The organism is Bordetella sputigena (assembly GCF_965137885.1).
GTDB lineage: Bacteria > Pseudomonadota > Gammaproteobacteria > Burkholderiales > Burkholderiaceae_B > Bordetella_C > Bordetella_C sputigena.
Genome location: NZ_CBCSCA010000006.1, coordinates 373,659 through 395,502, shown reverse-complemented (window position 1 = coordinate 395,502; position 21,844 = coordinate 373,659). Strand labels below are relative to the sequence as shown.

The following is a 21,844-nucleotide window of genomic DNA, read 5'->3' as shown; positions in this document are numbered from 1 at the left end:
GACATGCATGGGGAAGGGCCGCGTTTGAAGATCGGGCTGACCGGCGGGATCGGTTCCGGCAAAAGCCGCGTGGCGGATCTGCTGGCGTCCTGGGGCGCGACGGTGATCGATACGGATGAGATCTCGCGCTCGCTGACCGCGGCCGGCGGCGCGGCGATGGCCGAAATCGTACAGGCCTTCGGGCCCGCGGCCGCGGCGGCGGATGGGGCCATGGACCGCGCCTGGATGCGCGCCCGCGTTTTCGAGGACCCGCGCGCCCGCGCGCGGCTGGAAGGGATCCTGCATCCCCTGATATCGCGCGCGGCGCTGGACGCCGGCGCGCGCGCAACGGGGTGTTATGTGGTCTACGTGGTGCCGTTGCTCATCGAGTCCGGACGCTGGGCGGATCGCGTGGACCGCGTATGCGTGGTCGATTGCGATCCCGAAACCCAGATCCGCCGCGTGCGCTCGCGCAGCGGGCTGACGGCCGACACCATAGAGCGTATTATGGCGGCACAGGCCGCGCGGGATACCCGTCTGGCCGCTGCGCATGACGTTATTTTGAATGACGGCGCCACGTCCGCTGAAACGCTGTGCGCGCGGACGAAAGCACAGCACGACCGATGGTGCGCCCTGGCGTCGGGCTCGGGCCACGCCGCGTAAGCGCGGCCGGCATCCATGACAATCCCGGCGCGACTTTGGTTGCGACCGGTTCTACGACGGGTCTGTATCGAGCGTGATTCTTTACGAATATCCCTTCAATGAGCGCATCCGGGCGTATCTGCGCCTGGAATACCTCTTCGACCGGCTGTTCTTCTTCGCACGCCCGGGTGATCCCAAGAATCACCAGATCGCCGTCGGCACCATTTTTGACATTCTCGACGCCATCGAGCGCACGGATGTCAAAAGTTCGGTGCTGCAGGACATCGAACGGCAGCGATTGCAGCTGGTCGGGCTGCGCGACCATCCCGACGTGTCGCAGGACGCGCTGGAAGGCATGCTGCGGGATATGGAAAAAACCAGCACATCGCTGGTGTCGCAAGGCAAAACCGGTCAACCGCTGCGTGAAAACGAATGGCTGGTCAGCCTGCGCGGGCGCCTGGCCGTGCCGGGCGGCGGCACCCAGATCGAAATGCCGTCGTATTACGCCTGGCAGCAAAAGCCGGAGGCCGTGCGCTGCGCCGACCTGAAAGCCTGGATCGAACCATTGCTGCCTTTGCATGAAGGGCTGCAGATCGGCTTGCGCCTGTTGCGGGAATCCGGCCGCCGGGTCGAAGCCGTGGCCGAACAAGGCACGTATCAGCAGATGCTGGCCGGCAAGGCGCATCAGCTGCTGCGCGTCTGGGTGGATGGCGAAAGCGGGATCTTTCCTGAGATCAGCGCGAATAAGTACATGATCTGGATAAGGTTTTCCACCCAGGACGGCGAGCTCAAGCCGCAGCAGGTCGGCCGCGACGTGGCCTTCGAGATGTCGCTCTGCGCTTGACGCCTCGGGTGCGCGCCACCGGCGCGGCTGAGCTGCGTTTCGCGCCCCGATGGCATACCTGTTGCGGGCGATTTCAAAACAGCGAGCGCCGCTATAAAACCGGACTGCTCTGATAGACAATAGCGGTCCCGGTAGCGTCCCCCTTTGGCCCTCATGTCCGATCGTCCTCGCATTGCTCCGTCCCCCCGGCCGCGCCGGCGCGTACTCGCATGGATCGTCGTGATTCTTGTGCTGGCGGGTATCGCCTGGCTGGTGTTTCGCCCGAAACCGGGGGCGGAGAACGGCGGTCCGGCGCGGGTGGGGGCGGCCGGCCATCGTACGGGCGCCGCGGCCGGAGGCAGCGCCGGCGGCGCCCGGCATCGACCCGGCGCCGGGGGACCGGGAGCCCCCATGGCGGAGCCGCCGGTGCCCGTGCGCGTATATGTCGCGGCCACCAAGGACGTCGACATTTCCCTGCCCGCGCTGGGTACGGTCACCGCATACAACACGGTCACGGTACGCAGCCGCGTCGACGGCGAACTGGTGCAGGTCAATTTCAAGGAAGGCCAGCGGGTCAAGGCCGGCGACGTGCTGGCGCAGGTCGATCCCCGTCCGTTCAACGTGCAACTGCAGCAGGCCATGGGCACCCAGCAGCAGAACCTGGCGCAGCTGGAAAACGCCCGCCGGGACCTCGCGCGCTACCAGGCGCTGTACAAGCAGGATTCCATCGCCAAACAGCAGGTCGATACCCAGGCCGCGCTGGTGCGCCAGTACGAAGGCACGCTCAAGACCGACCAGGCGAATGTCGACAACGCCAAGTTGCAGCTGACTTTCGCCCGCATTACCGCGCCGATCGACGGCCGCCTGGGCCTGCGCCAGGTGGATCCCGGCAATCTGGTGTCCTCGGGCGACACCAACGGCCTGGTGGTGATTACCCAGACCCAGCCCATCGCGGCGATCTTCACGCTGCCGGAAACGCAGCTCCCGGAGGTGCGCGAGCAGTTGCATGCCGGCAGGACGCTGCGCGTCGATGCCTGGGACCGCACCAACACCAGGCGCCTGGCGACCGGCGTGCTGGAGACGCTGGATAACCAGATCGACGTCAGCACCGGCACGGTCAAGATGAAGGCGCGCTTCGACAATGCCGACGATGCGCTGTTTCCCAACCAGTTCGTCAACATCCAATTGCTGGTGGAGACCCGCAAGGGCCAGACCGTGATTCCCAACGGCGCGGTGCAGCGCGGTTCGCAGGGGCCATTCGTCTTCGTGGCGCAGCCCGACAATACGGTGGTCGTGCGCCAGCTGAAGCTGGGGCCGGTCAGCGGCGAACTGGTGGTGGTGACCGATGGCCTCAAGCCCGGCGACCGGGTGGTGACGGAGGGTACCGATCGGCTGCGCGCCGGCTCGAAGGTCGAAGTCGTGAGCGACCCCGCCGCGGTCACGCCGCCCACGCCAGGCGCATCGCTGGGCGCGGGGCCGGCCACGGCCACGCCCGGCACGGCGCCGCGGACCACGCCTTGAGGCCACGCTCGTGAGTTGCCGCCTGTGAGCCTCGACGTGAGCACCAACCCGTGAGCCTTAACCCGTGAGCCCCAATCCGTGAGCCCATCCCGCGTCTTCATCCTGCGGCCGGTGGCCACCACGCTGTCGATGGTGGCGATCCTGATCGCCGGCCTGATCGCCTATCGGCTGCTGCCGGTATCGGCGCTGCCGGAGGTCGATTATCCGACCATCCAGGTGGTGACGCTGTATCCGGGCGCCAGCCCGGACGTGATGACGTCGCTGGTGACGTCGCCGCTGGAGCGGCAGTTCGGCCAGATGCCCGGCCTGAACCAGATGTCGTCCACGAGTTCCGGCGGCGCATCGGTCATCACGCTGCAGTTCACACTGGATATCTCGCTGGACGTGGCCGAGCAGGAGGTGCAGGCCGCCATCAACGCGGCGTCCAACCTGCTGCCGTCAGACCTGCCGCTGCCGCCCACCTACAACAAGGTCAATCCGGCCGACGCGCCGGTGCTGACGCTGGGCATTACATCGCCGACCATGCCGCTGCCGCAGGTGCGCGATCTGATCGACACGCGCATGGCGCAGAAGCTGTCGCAGATACCGGGCGTGGGCCTGGTCAGCATCGCCGGGGGCCAGCGGCCGGCCGTGCGCATACAAGTGAATCCGCAGGCGCTGGCCGCCAACGGATTGGCGATGTCGGACCTGCGCACCGCCATCGTCGCGGCCAACGTCAACCAGCCCAAGGGCAACCTGGACGGGCCGCGGCGCTCGACGACCATCAACGCCAACGACCAGCTGAAGGCGCCCACCGACTACAACGACCTGATCATCGCGTACCGCAACAACGCGCCGCTGCGGCTGTCGGACGTGGCCAAGGCGGTGCAGGGGGCGGAGGACGTGCGCCAGGCCGCGTGGGCCGGCGACAAGCCGGCCGTGCTGCTGAACGTGCAGCGCCAGCCCGGCGCCAACGTCATCGATGTGGTGAATCGCATCAACGCGCTGCTGCCGCAACTGCGCTCATCGCTTCCTGCCACGCTGGACGTGACCGTGGTGGCCGACCGCACCCAGACCATCCGCGATTCCATCGACGACGTGCGCTTCGAAATGCTGCTGTCGATCGGGCTGGTCGTGATGGTGACCTTCCTGTTCCTGCGCAGCCTGACGGCCACGCTGATTCCCAGCGTGGTGGTGCCGCTGTCGCTGATCGGTACCTTCGGCATCATGTACCTGGCCGGCTTCAGCATCAACAATCTGACGCTGATGGCGCTGACCATCGCCACGGGTTTCGTGGTGGACGATGCCATCGTCATGATCGAGAACATCGCGCGCCATCTGGAGGAAGGCGAAACGCCTTTGCAGGCGGCGCTGAAGGGGGCCGGGCAGATCGGCTTCACGCTGATCTCGCTGACCTTTTCGCTGATCGCGGTGCTGATCCCGCTGCTGTTCATGACCGAAGTGGTCGGCCGCCTGTTCCGCGAATTCGCCATCACGCTGGCGGTGTCCATCCTGATCTCCCTGCTGGTGTCGCTGACGCTGACGCCGATGATGTGCGCGCGCTTGTTGCGGCCCGAAGGCAGGCCGGCGCGCGACGCCGCGGGCCGGCCGCTGCCCGCCGGCGCGGCGGAGCCGGGCCAGCCAGCGCGGCAGGTGGCGCATCATGGCCGCTTCCATCAATGGACCGGGGCGGCGATCGATCGCACGATCGCGGGCTACGACCGCATGCTGCGGGTGGTGCTGGATCACCAGCCGCTGACTCTCCTGGTGGCCGTGGCCACGTTTGCGTTGACGGTCGTGCTGTACGCCGCGGTGCCCAAAGGCTTTTTCCCGCCGCAGGACACGGGGCTGATCCAGGCCATCACGCAGGGGCCGCAGACGATTTCCTTCCCGGCCATGGCGGAGCGCCAGCAGGAAGCCGCGCGCGTCATCCTGGCCGATCCCGACGTGCAGACCGTGTCGTCCTTCATCGGCGTGGACGGCAGCAATGCCACCTTGAGCGCCGGCCGCATCCAGATCGCGCTGAAGCCGCGCGAACAACGCGAAGGATCGATGGCCGAGGTCCTGGCGCGCCTGCGCCAGTCGCTGGCCAAGGTGCAGGGCATGACGGTCTACATGCAGCCGGTGCAGGACCTGACCATCGAGGATCGGATCGCTCGCACGCAGTACCAGATGACGCTGTCCAATCCGGACCTGCAATTGCTCAGCGCGTGGACGCCGCGCGTGGTAGAGCGGCTGCGCCAGCTGCCGCAGCTGGCCGACGTCACCGACGACTTGCAGGACGAAGGCCTGGAAACCTACATCGATATCGATCGCGACGCGGCCTCGCGCCTGGGGATTACCGCGGCAGTGATCGACGAGGCCCTGTACAACGCCTTCGGCCAGCGGCTGATTTCCACCATCTTCACGCAGTCGGCGCAGTATCGCGTGGTGCTGGAGGTGCAGCCGCAGTTCAGCCGCGGACCCGACGCGCTATCGCAGATCTACGTGCCGACGGCCGCCGGGACGCAGGTGCCGCTGTCCAGCGTGGCGCGCATCAGCGAATCCAGCACGGTGCTGGCGATCAACCGGCTGGACCAGTTCCCCATGGTGACGGTGTCGTTCAACCTGGCGCCGGGCGCATCGCTGTCGGACGCGGTGGACGCCATCCATGCCGCGGAAAAGGACATGGGCCTGCCCGCCGGCATCGAGACGCGCTTCCAGGGCGCCGCGCAGGCGTTCCAGAATTCGCTGACCAGCACACTGTGGCTGATCCTGGCGGCCATCGTCACCATGTACATCGTGCTGGGCGTGCTGTACGAGAGCTTCATCCACCCGGTGACCATCCTGTCGACGCTGCCGTCGGCCGGCGTGGGCGCGCTGCTGGCGCTGCTGCTGACGCGCACCGAGCTGGACATGATAGGCATCATCGGCATCATCCTGCTGATCGGCATCGTCAAGAAGAATGCCATCATGATGATCGACTTCGCCCTGGAGGCCGAGCGCAAGCGCGGCCTGCCCCCGCGCGAGGCCATCCATGAGGCGGCGCTGCTGCGTTTCCGGCCCATCCTGATGACGACGCTGGCGGCCCTGTTCGGCGCGGTGCCGCTGATGCTGTCCACCGGCACGGGATCGGAGCTGCGCCAGCCGCTGGGCCTGGTCATGGTGGGCGGCCTGCTGGTCAGCCAGGTGCTGACGCTGTTCACCACGCCGGTCATCTACCTGATGTTCGATCGCCTGGCGCGCCGCTCGGGCAAGCGCCCGCAGACCGGGACCGCCGAGGCGCCGCGATGATCCTGTCGGCGCCCTTCATCGTGCGCCCGGTGGCGACCACGCTACTGGCGCTGGCGGTCGTGCTGGCGGGTTCGCTCGCCTTTCGCCTGCTGCCGGTGGCGCCGCTGCCCGAAGTGGATATCCCGACGATCTCCGTCACGGCCAGCCTGCCCGGCGCGAGTCCGGAAACCATGGCGTCCAGCGTGGCGACGCCGCTGGAACGCGCGCTGGGCGCCATCGCCGGCGTGACCGAAATGACGTCCAGCAGCACGCAGGGGTCGACGCGCATCACGCTGCAGTTCGACCTGAGCCGCAACATCGACGGCGCCGCGCGCGACGTGCAGGCCGCCATCAACGCCTCGCGCACGCTGCTGCCCAGCGGCTTGAAGAGCAATCCCACCTATCGCAAGGCGAATCCATCGGCCGCGCCCATCATGACGCTGGCGCTGACGTCCGATACGCACACGCAGGGCGAGCTGTACGACCTGGCGTCGACCATCGTGGCGCAGAAGCTGTCGCAGGTGAACGGCGTCGGCGACGTCACGGTGGGCGGCAGTTCGTTGCCGGCGGTGCGCGTGGAAGTGCTGCCCGGCGCGCTGAGCAATCGCGGCGTCTCGCTGGACGAAGTGCGCACGGCGTTGTCGAACGCCAACGCCAACCGGCCCAAGGGTTTCATCGACAGCGGCGACTACCAGTGGACCATCATGGCCAGCGACCAGCTGAGCAAGGCCGCGCAGTACCGGCCGCTGATCGTGGCCTGGCGCGACGGCGCGCCGGTACGGCTGTCCGACGTGGCCACGGTGGAGGATTCCGTCGAGGATCTGTTCCAGACGGGCTTCCACAACCAGCGCAAGGCCATCCTGCTGATCGTGCGGCGCGAGGCCGCCGCCAACATCATCAAGGTCGTCGACGACCTGCGCGAAGAGCTGCCGCAACTGCAGGCGCAGATGCCCGGCGGCGTGGAACTGGTGGTGGCGCAGGACCGCACGCCCAGCATCCGCGCGTCGCTGTACGAGGCCGAACTGACGCTGGCGATCGCGGTCGGCCTGGTGATGATCGTGGTGCTGATCTTCCTGCGGCGGCTGCGCGCGGCGCTGATACCCAGCGTGGCGGTGCCGGTGTCGCTGATCGGCACTTTCAGCATCATGTATCTGTGCGGCTATACGCTGAACACGATTTCGCTGATGGCGCTGATCGTCGCCACGGGCTTCGTCGTCGACGATGCCATCGTGGTGCTGGAAAACATCATGCGCTACATCGAACGGGGCATGTCGCCGGTGCGGGCCGCCATGCGCGGGGCGCGCGAGGTGGGCTTTACCGTGCTGTCGATGAGCCTGTCGCTGGTGGCCGTGTTCATCCCCATCCTGCTGATGGGCGGGGTAGTGGGCCGGTTCTTCCGCGAGTTCGCCGTGACGCTGTCGGCGTCCATCCTGGTGTCGTTGGTGACGTCGCTGACGCTGACGCCCATGATGTGCGGCAAGCTGCTGCGCGCCGAGCGGCGCGAACGCGGGGAGGGGGGCGGCGCTGAAGGCGATGGTGATGGCCGCGGTCCCGCGAGCGGTTCCGGACGCGGCGCCGGCCCTATTCATGCGCTGCTGGCCCGGCTGGGCCAGTGGTCCGAACGCGGCTTCCAGCGCCTGAGCGATGGCTATGCCCGCACGCTGGGCTGGACGCTGAACCATGGGCCCTTGGTCATCGTGGTGCTGCTGCTGACCATATGCCTGAACGTCTATCTTTACATCATCGTGCCCAAAGGCTTCTTTCCGAACCAGGATACGGGTCAGCTGCTGGGCTTCTTTCGCGTCGACCAGGGGACGTCCTTCCAGGCCACGGTGCCGAAGCTCGAATACATGCGCAAGGTGGTGCTGTCGGATCCCGCGGTGCAAAGCATGACGGGCTATGCCGGCGGGCGTGGCGGCAGCAACAGCAGCTTTATGCAGATCCAGCTCAAGCCGCTGTCCGAACGCGGCGTGTCGGCGGAAGTGGTGATAGAGCGGCTGCGCGGACGCCTGCAGAGCATACCCGGGGCCCGCATGTTCCTGGTGGCGCAGCAGGATATCCGCATCGGCGGACGCGCCAGCAGCTCCGGCTCGTACGACTACGCGCTGATGGCCAGCGATCTCTCGATGTTGCGGACCTGGATGCCGCGCGTGCAGCAGGCCCTGGCCAAACTGCCGGAGCTGGTGGACGTGGACACCGACGTCGAGGACAAGGGCCAGCAGGTCAACCTGGTGATCGACCGCGAGGCGGCCACGCGGCTGGGCGTCAGCATGTCGGATATCTCGGCGGTGCTGAACAATTCCTTCAGCCAGCGGCAGGTGTCGGTCATGTACGGACCGCTGAACCAGTATCACGTGATACTGGGCGTGCCGCAGAGTTTCGCGCAGGATGCACAGTCGCTGCGCAAGGTCGACGTGGTGACCAGCACCGGCGCGCGCGTGCCGCTGGCGTCGTTCGCCTCCTTCGAGGTCGGCAGCGCGCCGCTCAGCGTGCAGCACCAGGGTTTGTTCGTGGCCGATACGATTTCGTTCAGCCTGGCGCCGGGCGTATCGCTGGGACAGGCCAGCGCCGCCATCGACGATGCCGTGGCGCGCATCGGCCTGCCGACGGACCAGATCCAGGCCAGCTTCCAGGGCACCGCCGCGGCGGCCCAGCAGACCCAGCAGCAGCAGCCGCTGCTGATACTGGCGGCGCTGATCACCATGTACATCGTGCTGGGCATCCTGTACGAGAGCTTCGTGCATCCCTTCACCATCCTGTCCACCTTGCCGTCCGCCGGCATCGGGGCCCTGCTGGCGCTGATGGTGATGCGCACCGAGTTCACGGTGATCGCGCTGATCGGCGTGTTCCTGTTGATCGGCATCGTCAAGAAGAACGCCATCATGATGGTGGACTTCGCGCTCGCCGCCGAGCGCGGCCAGGGGCTGATGCCGCGCGAGGCCATCTTCCAGGCTTGCGTGACGCGCTTTCGGCCCATCATGATGACCACGCTCGCGGCCATCATGGGCGCCGTCCCGCTGGTGGTGGCGACCGGCACCGGCGCGGAGATCCGCCGGCCTTTGGGTATCACCATCGTCGGCGGACTGCTGGTCAGCCAGGTGCTGACGCTGTACACCACGCCCGTCGTTTATCTCTATCTGGATCGTCTGCGCCACTGGGCGCGGCGCCGCCGCGCCGCGCGCGCCGTCGCGCCTTCCACGGATTACTCATGAGCCGTCCGTTGACCCATCCTTCGAAACTGGCGTTGACTCCATCGTCGACGCGAACGCTGACCCGAGCGTTGCCTCCGCCGTTGGTCCGTCCGTCCGGGCCGCGCCTGCCCGCCGCGCTGGCGCGGCTGGTCCCGATGCTGGCCCTGTGCGGCGCCCTGGGCGCCTGCGCCGTCGGCCCCGACTATGTCCGTCCGGCGGTGGACGTCGGCACCCAATTCAAGGAAGGCAAGGACGATACGCCGGGCTGGACGCCGGCACAGCCCAACGAGCTGGCGGATCGCGGCGCGTGGTGGCGGGTCTATCAGGATCCTGTCCTGGACGATTTGATGCGCCAGCTGGATACGGCCAACCTGGACATCGCGCAGGCGGAGGCGAACTATCGCCAGGCGCAGGCCCTGGTCCGGGGCGCGCGTTCCGCCTTCTTTCCCACCGTCGGCGCGGGCGCGGGCGTGACCCGCTCGGGCGGCGGCGGCACGGGTGCGTCGGGCTCGGGCGGCAGCGCGGTGGGCAACAGTTATTCGTTGACCGGCACCGTCAGTTGGGAAGCCGATATCTGGGGATCGGTACGTCGGTCGGTCGAGGCCAGCCGGGCGGGCGCTCAGGCCAGCGCCGCCGATCTGGCCGCCGCGCGCCTGAGCGCGCAAAGCACGCTGGCGCAGAATTATTTCCAGCTGCGCGTGCTGGACGAACAGGAGCGGCTGCTGCGCGAAACCGTGGCGACCAACGAGAAGTCGCTGCAGTTGACCGTCAACCGCTACAACGCCGGCGTGGCGGCGAAATCCGACGTGGCCGTGGCGCGCACGCAGCTGGAAAGCACGCGCGCGCAGTGGGTGGATCTGGAGTGGCAGCGCGGGCAGTTCGAGCATGCCATCGCCGTGCTGGTCGGCCAGCCGCCATCGAAGCTGTCGTTGGCGCGTACGCCCTTCACGCAGAAGGTGCCGGCGATCCCGGTCGGCCTGCCGTCGCAATTGCTGGAGCGCCGGCCCGACGTCGCGGGGGCGGAACGCCGCACCGCGCAGGCCAATGCGCAGATCGGCGTGGCGCAGGCGGCCTGGTTTCCCGACCTGACGCTGAGCGCCGACGGCGGCTTCCGCAGCGGGCAGTTCGCGCAGTGGCTGACGGCGCCGGCGCGCTTCTGGTCGATAGGCCCGGCCCTGGCGCAGACCCTGTTCGATGGCGGCTTGCGCGCGTCGCAAGTCGAGTCGGCGCAGGCTGCCTATGATGCGCAGGCGGCGGCTTATCGTCAGGTCGTCCTGGGCGCGCTGCGGGAGGTGGAGGACACCATGATCCAGCTGCGGGTCTACGACCGCGAGCAACAGGTGCAGCGGCGCGCGCTGGAAGCGGCGCGCGAGTCGCTGCAGCTGACGCGCAATCAGTATCAGCAGGGATTGGTGGACTATTTGAGCGTGGCCGTGTTGGAGAACACCGCGCTGAACTCCGAGCGGGACGCGATTTCGCTGATAGGCAACCGGCTGGTCGCCAGCGTGCAGCTGATCGCCGCGCTGGGCGGCGGGTGGGACGGTGATGTGGACGCGCCGGTGATGTCGCAGGGGGGCACGCCCGCGCCATCCACGCCGGCCAGACCTGCGTCGGCCGAAACTACGCCGGCCGTATCCACGCCTGCCGTGTCCACGTCCGCGATGTCCACGCCGGCCGCATCCACGTCGGCCGTATCCACGCCGGCCGCACCCAGCGCGGCCGAGTCCGCGTCTACGCCGGGAACACGCCCCTGATCGCCGCGATGCCGTGGGCGCCGTGTTCCAGCGCGGCGGCCATGGTGTCCGGTCCTTGTCCACCTATCGCGTAGGCGGGCAGGCCGGCATCCTTGTTGATGTCCATAAAGGCCTGCCAGCCCAGACCCGCCTGCCCCGGGTGGCTGGCGGTTTCCGCCACCGGGCCGACCACCGCGAAATCCGCGTCCAGCGCCCGCGCGCGCGCCATCTGCGCGGCGTCATGCACCGATACGCCCACCCAGTAGCCGTCGCGCGGCAGCGGGCGCTGCGCAAGCGCCGCGGCATCGGCGGCACGCAGATGCACGCCGTCGGCCTCTTCCCACCAAGCCTGGGGATGCGCGCTATTCACCAGCACACGTGCGCCGGCCTGCCGGCATTCCCGCAGGATTTCCTGCAAGGCATGGTGCAGGCTCGTGGACGAAGGGCCATCCGCCCAGCCCGGTTCGCGGAACTGCACCAGCCGCACGCCACGCATCAGCGCATGCCGCAGCCGCGCCAGAAAACCCGGCAAGCCCTCGGGCGCGCCGATGTTGCTGATGCCATAGGTATCGGGCAGGCGCAGCCACCGCAAGGGCGGCAGCGTGGCGGGCAACAATTGCCCCACGCTTTGCGCATGCGCGGGGTCCACCCATTCCAGCCGCTGGTTTTCCAGGCCGCGCGGTTCGCCCAGCCAGCCCGTCACCCGGCAGAAAGCCAGCCGCACGGTGGTATGGGGATAGGCATGCACGTAGGTAACCCAACGCGTCGCCGCGGTGACCTGGATGCCGAGTTCTTCGTCCAGTTCGCGCGCCAGCGCCTGCAGCACGCTTTCGCCCGGTTCCAGTTTGCCGCCGGGCAATTCCCACCAGCCGGCCCACGGCTTGCCTTCCGGCCGTTGTCCCAGCAGCAGCTTGCCATCGGGGCGCAGGATCAGGCCGGCGGCGACATCCAGGATCTGCTCAGACATGCCGCGCCGCCCAGTCGCGCGCGAACTGATAGGCCACGCGGCCCGAACGCGAGCCGCGTTCGATGGTCCACTGCAGCGCCTCGGTGCGCGATTCCTCGATGTGTTCTTCCGGGCAGCCCAGTTCGCGCAGCCAGTGGCGCACGATGTCCAGGTAGTCGTCCTGGCGGAAGGGATAGAAGGACAGCCACAGGCCGAAGCGCTCCGACAAGGAGATTTTTTCTTCCACCGTTTCGCCGGGATGGATCTCGCCGTCGGGCTGGTGCTTGGCCTGCAGGTTTTCGCTCATGTATTCCGGCATCAGGTGCCGGCGGTTGGACGTGGCGTAGATCAGCACGTTGTCGCCGGACGCGGCCACCGAGCCGTCCAGCACGGATTTGAGCGCCTTGTAGCCCGCTTCGCCTTCCTCGAAGGACAGGTCGTCGCAGAACACGATGAAGCGTTCCGGCCGCGTGCCGACCAGTTCGACGATGTCGGCCAGGTCGCCCAGGTCGGATTTATCGACCTCGATCAGGCGCAGGCCGCGCGGCGCATAGGCGGCCAGCATGGCTTTCACCAGCGAGCTCTTGCCGGTGCCGCGCGCGCCGGTCATCAACACGTTGTTGGCGGGCTTCTTGTCCAGGAAGTGCTGCGTGTTGCGATCGATGATGGCCTTCTGGCGCTCGATGTGCTGCAGGTCTTCCAGGTCGATGCGGGCGACGTGGCGCACGGCGTCCAGCCAGCCGCGCGAGCCGCGCTTGCGCCAGCGGAAGGCGTGCGCGCTCCAGTCGATGTCCGGCGGCGCCGGCGGAAGATACGCTTCAAGCTGCGCCAGCACGCGCTCGGCGCGGGCGATCAGGGTGGTGAATTCGGAAGAAACGTTCACTGTGGTGATTCCAATACGGGCCAGGCGGCCGGTCCGCCATCCTCGGCGTGCCATGGATGCGCGGGCGGGCATGGCCGCCCGCCACGTTCAATCAGGAGCGGTAATCCGCGTTGATGCTGACGTACTCGTGCGAGAAGTCGCAGGTGTACACGGTGTCGGCGACCTGGCCGCGGCCCAGCGCGATGCGCACCAGGATCTCGGCCTGCTTCATCACCCGTTGGCCGTCTTCTTCCTTGTAATCGGGATTGCGTCCGCCCTGGGTGGCGACCAGCACGTCGTCCAGCCACAGGCGCAGCCGGCCGACGTCCAGGTCATCGATCCCGGCATAGCCCACCGCCGCCAGGATGCGGCCCAGATTGGGGTCGGAGGCATAGAACGCCGTCTTGACCAGCGGCGAATGGGCCACCGCGTAGGCGACCTTCAACGCTTCTTCCGTGGTGCCGGCCTCTTCCACGCGGATGGTGATGAACTTGGTGGCGCCTTCGGCATCGCGCACGATTTTCTGCGCCAGTTCGGCGGCGGCATCGCCCAGGGCCTTGGCCAATTCCGCATAGTGCGGATCGCTTTCGCTTTCCACGCGCAGGCCGGATTGGCCGGTGGCGATCACGATGAAGGAATCGTTGGTGGACGTGTCGCCGTCCACGGTAATGCGATTGAAGGACAGATCGGCGATCTGGCGGGTCAGCTTTTCCAGCAAGGGGCGCGCGATGCCGGCGTCCGTCGCCAGGAAGCCCAGCATCGTCGCCATGTTCGGGCGGATCATGCCGGCGCCCTTGCTGATGCCGGTGATCGTGACCGTCTTGCCGCCCACGGTGCGGCGCGACGAGGCGATCTTGGGCAGCGTGTCGGTGGTCATGATGCCGTGCGCGGCGTTCATCCAGTTATCGGGCGCCAGCGCCGCGATGGCGCGCGGCAGGCCGGCCACCAGGCGGTCGACCGGCAGCGGCTCCAGGATCACTCCGGTGGAAAAGGGCAGGATCTGGGTCGGCTTGATGTTCAGCAGGCCGGCCAGCGCCTTGCAGGTTTCATGCGTGCGGGCCAGGCCGTCCGCGCCCGTGCCGGCATTGGCGTTGCCGGTGTTGATCACCAGCGCGGCGATGGCGTCGCCGCCGGCCAGATGGCTTTCGCAGACCTGAACGGGCGCGGCGCGGAAGCGGTTGCGGGTGAACACCCCGGCTACCGTCGCGCCTTCGGCCAGGCGGAACACGGTGAGATCCCGCCGCCCGGCCTTGCGTATGCCGGCTTCGGCGACGCCGATCTCGACGCCGGCCACGGGGAAAATTTCGGATTCGGAAGGGATCTTCAGGTTGACGGCCATGTGTGCGGTCTCTGTGGGGCCAAAGACGCCTATTATCCCAGTCTTTTGTGCTACGGCGTCGAGCCGATCGAGGCCACGTCCAGTACGCCGGCCGCGCGGTTGCTCATGACGCCGCGCACCGTGCCGTCCGGCGCCTGCAGCACCGATTTCCCGGAAGGCACATCATCGCCATCGTCGCGGCCGGCGGAGCGCCCGCGCGACGGACTGAACACCAGATCGCCCGGCTTGGCGCCGGCGACCGCGGCGCCGGCCGTCGCCACGCGCGTCCCGGCGGGATAGGTCATGGGCCCGAGCACGTATTCCTGGGCCAGGCTGCCTTCGAACCACACCAGCTTGCGGGCCCGGTCCAGCCGCAGATCCGCCTTGAGCAGCGGCATGCCGGCGATCATGGAAGCCTCGCTGCCATCGGTGCGCAATAGCCAGCCGTCCACGTGCTGGAAGTCGCTGGCCGGGCGGGCGCCCTGGCGCAGCGCGACCCAGGTGCCGGCCGGCAGGGACTTCCCGTCCAGCTGATTGCCCGCCGCCAGATGGCAGCTGCTGAAACGCAGGGTGCCGTCTTCCGCCGGCTTGAATTCCACCTTGTGGCCGCGCGTGCAGCGCCATCCGTCGGCGGTTTCATCCACCGGCAAGGTGCCCGAGGCGCCGGTGGCGCGGTATTCCCGGGATCCTGACTTGGCCAGGTAGCGCTGCAGGCCGATCACCGGTATGCCGGCCACGGGCACCGGGCGCGGGAAGCGCGCCGCTTCGAAAGTGTCGGGCTGTCCAGCCACGCGGACCAGCAGGCGCGTGCCGGCCGGCATGTCGACGCCCCCCAGGGGGCGCGGGCCGTCCAGAATCATGGTGTGGGCGGCTTCTTCGGCGGCGGCCTGGCGGCCGTCCAGCCAGTGCAGGGCCAGGCGCGCGGGGAAGATCCCGCCGATCACCGCCAGGGCCAGCATGGCCACCGCATTCATGCGCGGCCGGGCGCGCAGCCGCAGCCTGGCCAGCCGGTTGGTGCAGAGCACGGCGATCCACGTCAGCAACGTCGCCAGGCAGACCAGCGAAACGGCCAGCATGGGATAGAAATTGCCGCCGGGCAGCGCGACCGGAATCATCGGGATTGGACGGATTGTGGTGGAGGTCAGTTGGACGGCCGCGCGCGGGCGCGGCTGGCCACGACCTGGAGTTTAAGCTCTCCCAGCGTTTGGAAGAGCGCATTGCGGCTGCTTTCCGGTAAACCCGACAATAAATCCTTGACCCAGGCTTCGTGCGCGCGCGCCATGCGGGCGAAGGTCTTGCGCCCCAGCGGGGTCAGCTTGATCAGGGAGCTGCGGCGGTCGGACGCCACCTTGGTGCGCATGACCAGGCCTTCCTTTTCCAACTGATCGGTGATGCCGGTGATATTGCCGTTGGTCACCATCATGTGGCGCGACAGCTCGCCCATTTTCATGCCCTTGGGCGCGCGCTGCAATTGCGCCATCAGGTCGAAGCGCGGCAGGGTAGTGTCGAATTCGGCGCGCAGGCGGCCGCGGATTTCGCCTTCCACCAGGTTGGCGCAGGTCAGCAGGCGCAGCCAGAGCCGCAGCGCGTGATGATCGTCCGGCGCGGCGCGCGATTCCAGGTCGGGGGACTGGTCAGTCATGAATGCCGCGCGTTTCGGTCCGCCAGGCCCGTGCTGTCGGTGGAGGCGGGCGCGCCGGCGCCGCGCGCGCGTGCCGCCGTATCGGCGGCGGCCGGGCCTGCGCCGGCCAGGCCCATCTGCTCGAAGATGGCGCGGGTAATGGGCGCGTCCGGATCGTTCAGCCGCAGCACGATATCGAAGTGATTGCTGCCGGGGGTCGCCACATAGCGGGCCTCGCCGCCGCGCGCGCGCAGCGCGTCGACATAGTCGCGGGTCTGCCGCTTGAACTCGTCGGTTTCGTTTTCGCCGTGGCTGGCGACCACCGGACAGGGCCTGGCCGGCAGGTGCAGCATCGGGCTGTTGCGGGCGGCGTCTTCCGGGGTCAGGCGCATCCATTCGTTGATGTGCGTGTGCACCAGCGGCGTCAGGTCGAACAGCCCCGATAGCGGCGCGGCGCCGCGCACGATATCGGCGGGCACGCCGTAACGGCCCTGCCAGTCGTCGGTCAACAGCATGCCGGTCAGGTGGCCGCCGGCCGAACTGCCGCCGACGTGGATACGCGCGGGATCGCCGCCATGGGCGGCGACGTTGCGGTGCAGCCAGGCCATGGCGCGGCGTATCTGGTCGACGATCCGGTCCAGCGTGACCGCCGGCGCCAGCGAGTAATTCACCGCGACCAGCATCGCGCCGGCGCGGGTGAAGGCGGGCGCCATGCTGCTGGAGTCGTCCTTGGACAGCAAGCGCCAATAGCCGCCGTGCAGGAAGACGAAGACCGGCGCCAGGCCGCCGGCACCGCCGCGCGCGGCCGGGAAAACATCCAGCGTTTCATCGGGATGTTCGCCATAGGCCACATCCAGCACGCAAGGCAGCGTCGCGCGCGCCCGTGCGCTTTCTTCGGCATACTGGCGCGTGATGACGCTGAAATCGGGTACCGTGGCGCGTGCGTTGTACTGGTAGTCCAGCGCGGCGCGATCGTAGTCGCGATAGAGAGTGGCCATTGGGGGTATTGGTAAAAACCCTAGACTTGTTCCGCACATTACTTTAAACCTAAACTATGTCGGACGCCAGCGCGCAGGGGGAAATGCAAGCGCCGGCGGTCTCTCTGGAATCGCATCCCACACTTTCAAGAACCGGCCGGCGCGGCTCGCGCCAGGAGCATCGCATGCGTTTCATCTCGTCTCTTATCGCGGCCGCCGTGCTGCTGCCCGGCATTGCCTCCGCGGACGCCATCAAGGTCGGCATCGCCAACGATATTTCCGGCCCGTTCTCGGCCCTGGGCGCCGAGGCGCGCGATGGCTTCAACCTGGCCATCAAGCAGCTGGGCAGCAAACTGGGCGGTCAGCCCGCCGAATTCCTGCAGACCGACATGGGCGGCAACCCGGATCAGGCGCGCCAGCTGGTCACGCGCTACATCCAGCGCGAGAAGGTCGACTTCTTTACCGGGCCGATAGGTTCGAACGTGGCGCTGGCCGTGGGCCCCGCGCTGTTCGCCGCCAAGGTGCCTTATCTGTCCAACAACCCCGGGCCCAGCCAGTACGCCGGCGAACAATGCAACGCCTATTGGTTCGGCACGGCCTACCAGAACGACGCCTTCCATGAAGTCGCCGGCAAGATGGCGGCCGATCGCGGCTACAAGAAGATGTTGATCATCGCCCCCGATTATCCGGCGGGCCGCGATGCGCTGACCGGCTTCAAGCGGGGCTACAAATCGCCGGTGGCCGACGAAATCTATACCAAGCTGGGCCAGCTGGACTACGCCGCCGAGCTGGCGCAGATCCGCGCCGCCAAGCCGGACGCGGTGTACATCTTCCTGCCCGGCGGCATGGGCATCAATTTCATCAAGCAGTTCGTCGGCGCGGGGCTGAAGAACGGCATTGCGCTGGTGGGGCCCGGCTTTTCCGCGGACGAGGACGTGATCCAGGCCGTGGGCGCGGATATGGTGGGCATGTACAACACGGCGCAGTGGGCGCATGACCTGGACGTACCGGCCAACAAGGCGTTCGTCGCCGCCTTCCGCAAGGAGTACAACGGCCGCTATCCCTCGCTCTACGCGGCGCAGGCCTACGACGTGATCATGGCCATGGACGCGGCGGTGCGCCAGAGCGGCGGCAAGGCATCGGATCGCCAGGCCATCATCGCCGCGCTGGCGAAGGCGGACTTCCCGTCGGTGCGGGGCAAGTTCAGCTACGGCGTCAACCACTATCCCATCCAGGCGTATTACACACGCGTGGTGGACAAGGACGGCAGCGGCCGCGTGACCAACAAGCTGGTGGGCAAGGCGGTGGATCATTACCAGGACGTCTACGTCGGCCAGTGCAAGCTCTGACGGCGCCATGGGATACACGCTGGTCCTGGAGCAATTGCTGAACGGCCTGCAGTTCGGGCTGATGCTATTCCTGATCGCCGCCGGGCTGACGCTGGTGTTCGGCATCATGGACATCCTCAACCTGGCCCACGGTTCGCTATACATGGCCGGGGCCTATGTCGCGGCGGAAACCATGCAGCGCACCGGGTCCTTCCTGGCCGCGGTGTGCGTGGCCGCGCTCGCCACGGGGCTCATCGGCGCGCTGCTGGAACTGGTGCTGATACGCCGGCTGGCGGTGCGCGACCACCTGGCGCAGGTGCTGGGCACGTATGCGGTGATCCTGATCGCCGGCGACCTGGTCAAGATGATCTGGGGGCCGGCGCCCGTGATGCTGGCCACGCCGGCGGCGCTGAGCGGGCCGGTACGGCTGTTGCCCGACCTGATGTATTCCTCGTACAGGCTGATGATCATCGTCGTGGGGCTGCTAGTGGCGCTGGGGCTGTATGTCTTCGTCACCCGCACCCGCGCCGGCGTGCTGGTACGCGCGGGCGCATCCAATCGCCAGATGGCGACCCTGATGGGCGTGCGCGTGCCGCTGCTGTTCCTGGGCGTTTTCTGCCTGGGCGCCATGCTGGCCGCGGTGGCCGGCGCATTGCTGGGTCCGTTGACGGCCGTCCAGGTGGGCATGGGTGAAGACATCCTGATCCTGGTGCTGGTGTGCATCGTCATCGGCGGCATAGGCTCCATACGCGGCGCCTTCGTGGGCGCGCTGCTGGTCGGCATGGTGGATACCGCCGGACGCGCTTTCCTGCCGCTGCTGTTGCGGCAGGTCTTCGCGCCGTCGGTGGCCGGCAGCGTGGGTCCCACGCTGGCGGCGCTGTCCATCTATCTGCTGATGGCGGCGGTGCTGGTGTTCCGCCCCGCCGGCCTCTTTCCCGCGCGCGGTTGACCATGCGGCAAACGTGGGTGTGGACGGGGGTAGGGGTGGCCGTGCTGGCCTTGTTCCCGCTGGTCGCGCCGATGGTGGGCCTGGATTTCTATATTTCCTTCGTGCGCCGGGTGCTGATTTTCGCCCTGGCCGCCGCGGGCTTGAATCTCGTGCTGGGCTACGGTGGCATGGTCGCCTTGGGACATGCCGCGTTTTTCGGCGCGGGCGCCTACGCGGCCGCGATGCTGGGCGTGGCGGGCGTGCGTTCGGCCCTGGTCGCGTGGCCGGCGGCGGTCGCGCTGGCCGCGCTGCTGGCCTGGGTCATCGGCGCGATATCGCTGCGCACGCGCGGCGTGTACTTCATCATGATCACGCTGGCCTTTGCGCAGATGCTGTTCTACGTCTTTATTTCGCTGCGCCAGTATGGCGGCGAGGACGGCCTGAACCTGCCGGGGCCGGCGGCGCTGCCGGGCATCGACCTGGGCGCCGACGTGCCGTTCTACTACATGGTGCTGCTGCTGTTCGTGCTGGTGTCGGCGCTGTTGAACCGGTTGGTGGCTTCGCGCTTCGGCACCGCGCTGCAAGGCGTGCGCGAGAACGAGTCGCGCATGGCGGCGCTGGGCTATCCGGTCTATCGCATCAAGCTGACGGCCTTCGTCATCGGCGGTGCCGTCGCCGGCCTGGCCGGTGCCTTGCTCGCCAACAACAATCTGTTCGTTTCGCCCAACCTGATGCATTGGACCCAATCGGCGAATCTGCTGATCATGGTGCTGGTGGGCGGCATGGGCTTTCGCTATGGCGGCCTGGCCGGCGCGGCGCTGATGCTGACGCTGGAAGAAGTGCTGCGGATGTGGACCGAATATTGGCACCTGCCGCTGGGCCTGGTGTTGCTGCTCGTGGTCTTCGCCGCGCCGCGCGGCCTGGCGGGGCTCGCGGCGCCGTGGTTCGCCGGCCGCCGCGAGCACCGCGACGGGACCGCGGCCGGCGCCGCTTCTTCCGCTCATGCCGGCCCTGTCATGGCCGATGCCCCGGCGGCAGCCGCCGGCGCCGCTTCATCGCAGTCCGCCACGCGTCCGGAGGCCTCGGCCCCGGTGCTGCAAGCCCAGGCCCTGGTGAAGCGCTTCGGCGCTCTGGTCGCGACCGACTCCCTGTCGCTGACCTTGTTGCCCGGCGAGATACACGCGGTGATCGGACCGAACGGTGCCGGCAAGTCCACCCTGATCCACCTGCTGGCCGGCACTCTTCCGGCGGATTCCGGCGTCCTGCTCCTGAACGGCGCGGATACCACCCGTACGCCGGCGCATCGCCGCGTGGCCGCCGGCCTGTCGCGGTCCTACCAGATCACCAACGTGTTCAAGCGTTTTTCCGTCAGGGAAAACCTGCTGCTCGCGGTCCAGGCCCATGATGGCGGTGGGCTGGGATGCTGGCGCCCACGCGCGGCCGACCGCGCTTTGTACGGCGCGGCGCAGGCACTGGCCGGCGAATGCGGTCTGGAGCCCGACCTGCTGGATCGCCCTGCCGGCACGCTGCCGCACGGGGAACAGCGCAAGCTGGAATTCGCGCTGGCGCTGGCGGCCCGGCCCAGCGTGCTGCTGCTGGATGAGCCGATGGCCGGCATGGGGCCCGACGAAACCGCGCGCCTGGCCGACCTGATCGAAACGATGCGCGGCCGCGCCGCCATGCTGCTGGTCGAGCACGATATGGAAGCCGTATTCCGCCTGGCCGATCGCATCTCGGTGCTGGTCTACGGCCGCATCATCGCGACCGGCACGCCGGATCAGATCCGCAATGACGCGGCCGTGCGCCAGGCCTATCTGGGAGACGAGATGGACGCAAGTCCGCTCGCCGCGACATGAGCCTGCCCATGGAGACCTCCACGACAAAGCCCGCGACGGCGACCCCCGCGGCGGCGGCTTCCCTCACGGACGCCGCGCCGCTGCTGGAAATGCGCGAAGTGCAAAGCGGCTATGGCGCCAGCCAGGTGCTGTTCGGCGTGGACCTGTCCGTAGGCGCCGGCGAAGTGGTAACACTGCTGGGACGCAACGGCATGGGCAAGACCACGCTGCTGCGCACGCTGTACGGGCAGTTGCCGCTCAAGGCCGGCCGCATCCGCTTCAACGGGCAGGAAATCGGCGGCTGGGCCACCGACCGCATCGCCCGCGCGGGCGTCGCCATCGTGCCGGAGGGGCGGCAATGTTTCCCCAATCTGACGGTACGCGAGCATCTGACGGCGTTTGCCACGCACCGCGCCGGGCCGTCGCGCCGCGGCGCGGCAATCGCCCGGCAAGTCTCCGCGCAGCAAGCGCCGGCGCCAAGGACGCGAGCCGCCGCCGCGCCGGACGACGCCGGCATCTGGACACCCCAGCGCGTCTGCGAACTCTTCCCGCGCCTGGCCGAGCGCGCCGGCCACATGGGCAATCAGCTGTCCGGCGGCGAACAGCAGATGCTGGCCATCGGCCGCGCGCTGGTCACCAATCCACGCCTGCTTATCCTGGACGAGGCGACGGAAGGCCTGGCTCCCAAGGTGCGCGAGGAAATCTGGGGTTGCCTGGCACGCCTGCGCGCGGCCGGGCAGACCATCCTGGTCATCGACAAATACGTGGACAGGTTGCTGGCGCTGGCCGATCGCCACGTCATCCTGGAGCGCGGCCGCATCGTCTGGACCGGCGACTCCAGGCAGCTGGACGCGGATCGCGGTCTGTGGACCCGCTACCTGGGCGTCTGATCCCGTCAAGGCCGGACCG

General features: G+C 68.0%; 16 protein-coding genes and 1 pseudogene. 11 read left to right on the top strand and 6 right to left on the bottom strand.

Annotated features, from left to right (window positions below; all coding sequences use genetic code 11):
- The first annotated feature begins 3 nt into the window (after window positions 1-3).
- From coaE to ACNA0R_RS14665, 6 genes are all read left to right on the top strand, one after another.
- On the top strand, window positions 4-642 hold the full coding sequence (gene coaE / locus ACNA0R_RS14690) for a dephospho-CoA kinase (protein WP_415826743.1): 639 nt from the start codon (window positions 4-6) through the stop codon (window positions 640-642).
- A gap of 73 nt (window positions 643-715) precedes the next feature.
- On the top strand, window positions 716-1,465 hold the full coding sequence (gene zapD, locus ACNA0R_RS14685; RefSeq protein ID WP_415826742.1) for a cell division protein ZapD: 750 nt from the start codon (window positions 716-718) through the stop codon (window positions 1,463-1,465).
- 153 nt (window positions 1,466-1,618) lie between these two features.
- Window positions 1,619-2,965 (top strand): MdtA/MuxA family multidrug efflux RND transporter periplasmic adaptor subunit, encoded by a 1,347-nt coding sequence (locus ACNA0R_RS14680; protein WP_415826741.1) that lies wholly within the window; start codon window positions 1,619-1,621, stop codon window positions 2,963-2,965.
- A gap of 78 nt (window positions 2,966-3,043) precedes the next feature.
- Window positions 3,044-6,217 (top strand): efflux RND transporter permease subunit, encoded by a 3,174-nt coding sequence (locus ACNA0R_RS14675; RefSeq protein ID WP_415826740.1) that lies wholly within the window; start codon window positions 3,044-3,046, stop codon window positions 6,215-6,217.
- Window positions 6,214-9,408, top strand: a complete 3,195-nt coding sequence (locus ACNA0R_RS14670) for an efflux RND transporter permease subunit (RefSeq protein ID WP_415826739.1) — start codon at window positions 6,214-6,216, stop codon at window positions 9,406-9,408. Before ACNA0R_RS14675 ends, ACNA0R_RS14670 begins: the two co-directional genes overlap by 4 nt.
- A gap of 80 nt (window positions 9,409-9,488) precedes the next feature.
- Window positions 9,489-11,141, top strand: coding sequence for an efflux transporter outer membrane subunit (locus ACNA0R_RS14665; protein ID WP_415826768.1), 1,653 nt, complete (start codon window positions 9,489-9,491; stop codon window positions 11,139-11,141).
- On the opposite strand, the gene ACNA0R_RS14660 is transcribed toward ACNA0R_RS14665, so the two are convergent.
- The 6 genes from ACNA0R_RS14660 to ACNA0R_RS14635 all read right to left on the bottom strand — a co-directional run bounded on the left by ACNA0R_RS14660 (window position 11,119) and on the right by ACNA0R_RS14635 (window position 16,865).
- Complete coding sequence (locus ACNA0R_RS14660) at window positions 11,119-12,087, bottom strand: Nudix family hydrolase (RefSeq protein ID WP_415826738.1); 969 nt, start codon at window positions 12,085-12,087, stop codon at window positions 11,119-11,121. The genes ACNA0R_RS14665 and ACNA0R_RS14660 overlap by 23 nt on opposite strands.
- Entirely contained in the window at window positions 12,080-12,949 is an 870-nt protein-coding gene (locus ACNA0R_RS14655) for an ATP-binding protein (RefSeq protein WP_415826737.1), read from the bottom strand. The genes ACNA0R_RS14660 and ACNA0R_RS14655 overlap by 8 nt, the downstream gene beginning before the upstream one ends.
- Window positions 12,950-13,040: 91 nt before the next feature.
- Window positions 13,041-14,267: a bifunctional glutamate N-acetyltransferase/amino-acid acetyltransferase ArgJ gene (gene argJ / locus ACNA0R_RS14650; protein ID WP_415826736.1), complete on the bottom strand. Its 1,227-nt coding sequence runs from the start codon at window positions 14,265-14,267 to the stop codon at window positions 13,041-13,043.
- Window positions 14,268-14,317: 50 nt separating this feature from the next.
- Window positions 14,318-15,361: a hypothetical protein gene (locus ACNA0R_RS14645; RefSeq protein WP_415826735.1), complete on the bottom strand. Its 1,044-nt coding sequence runs from the start codon at window positions 15,359-15,361 to the stop codon at window positions 14,318-14,320.
- 26 nt (window positions 15,362-15,387) lie between these two features.
- The gene (locus ACNA0R_RS14640) at window positions 15,388-15,888 is read right to left on the bottom strand and encodes a MarR family winged helix-turn-helix transcriptional regulator (protein WP_415826734.1); all 501 of its coding nucleotides are present in this window, start codon (window positions 15,886-15,888) and stop codon (window positions 15,388-15,390) included.
- Complete coding sequence (locus ACNA0R_RS14635) at window positions 15,885-16,865, bottom strand: alpha/beta hydrolase (protein WP_415826733.1); 981 nt, start codon at window positions 16,863-16,865, stop codon at window positions 15,885-15,887. The genes ACNA0R_RS14640 and ACNA0R_RS14635 overlap by 4 nt, the downstream gene beginning before the upstream one ends.
- Window positions 16,866-17,029: 164 nt before the next feature.
- Between ACNA0R_RS14635 and ACNA0R_RS14630 the strand changes: the two genes are divergently transcribed.
- The 5 genes and pseudogenes from ACNA0R_RS14630 (at window position 17,030) to ACNA0R_RS14610 (ending at window position 21,825) form a co-directional block, all read left to right on the top strand.
- Window positions 17,030-18,193, top strand: coding sequence for an ABC transporter substrate-binding protein (locus tag ACNA0R_RS14630; RefSeq protein WP_415826731.1), 1,164 nt, complete (start codon window positions 17,030-17,032; stop codon window positions 18,191-18,193).
- Between the two features lie 7 nt (window positions 18,194-18,200).
- A complete protein-coding gene (locus ACNA0R_RS14625; protein ID WP_415826730.1) occupies window positions 18,201-19,121 on the top strand; it encodes a branched-chain amino acid ABC transporter permease in 921 nt (306 codons plus the stop codon).
- Between the two features lie 2 nt (window positions 19,122-19,123).
- Window positions 19,124-20,086, top strand: a pseudogene (locus ACNA0R_RS14620) (branched-chain amino acid ABC transporter permease); the annotation flags it as partial.
- A 30-nt stretch (window positions 20,087-20,116) separates the two neighbouring features.
- The gene (locus ACNA0R_RS14615; RefSeq protein WP_415826767.1) at window positions 20,117-20,956 is read left to right on the top strand and encodes an ABC transporter ATP-binding protein; all 840 of its coding nucleotides are present in this window, start codon (window positions 20,117-20,119) and stop codon (window positions 20,954-20,956) included.
- An 80-nt stretch (window positions 20,957-21,036) separates the two neighbouring features.
- On the top strand, window positions 21,037-21,825 hold the full coding sequence (locus ACNA0R_RS14610; RefSeq protein ID WP_415826766.1) for an ABC transporter ATP-binding protein: 789 nt from the start codon (window positions 21,037-21,039) through the stop codon (window positions 21,823-21,825).
- Window positions 21,826-21,844: the final 19 nt, after the last annotated feature.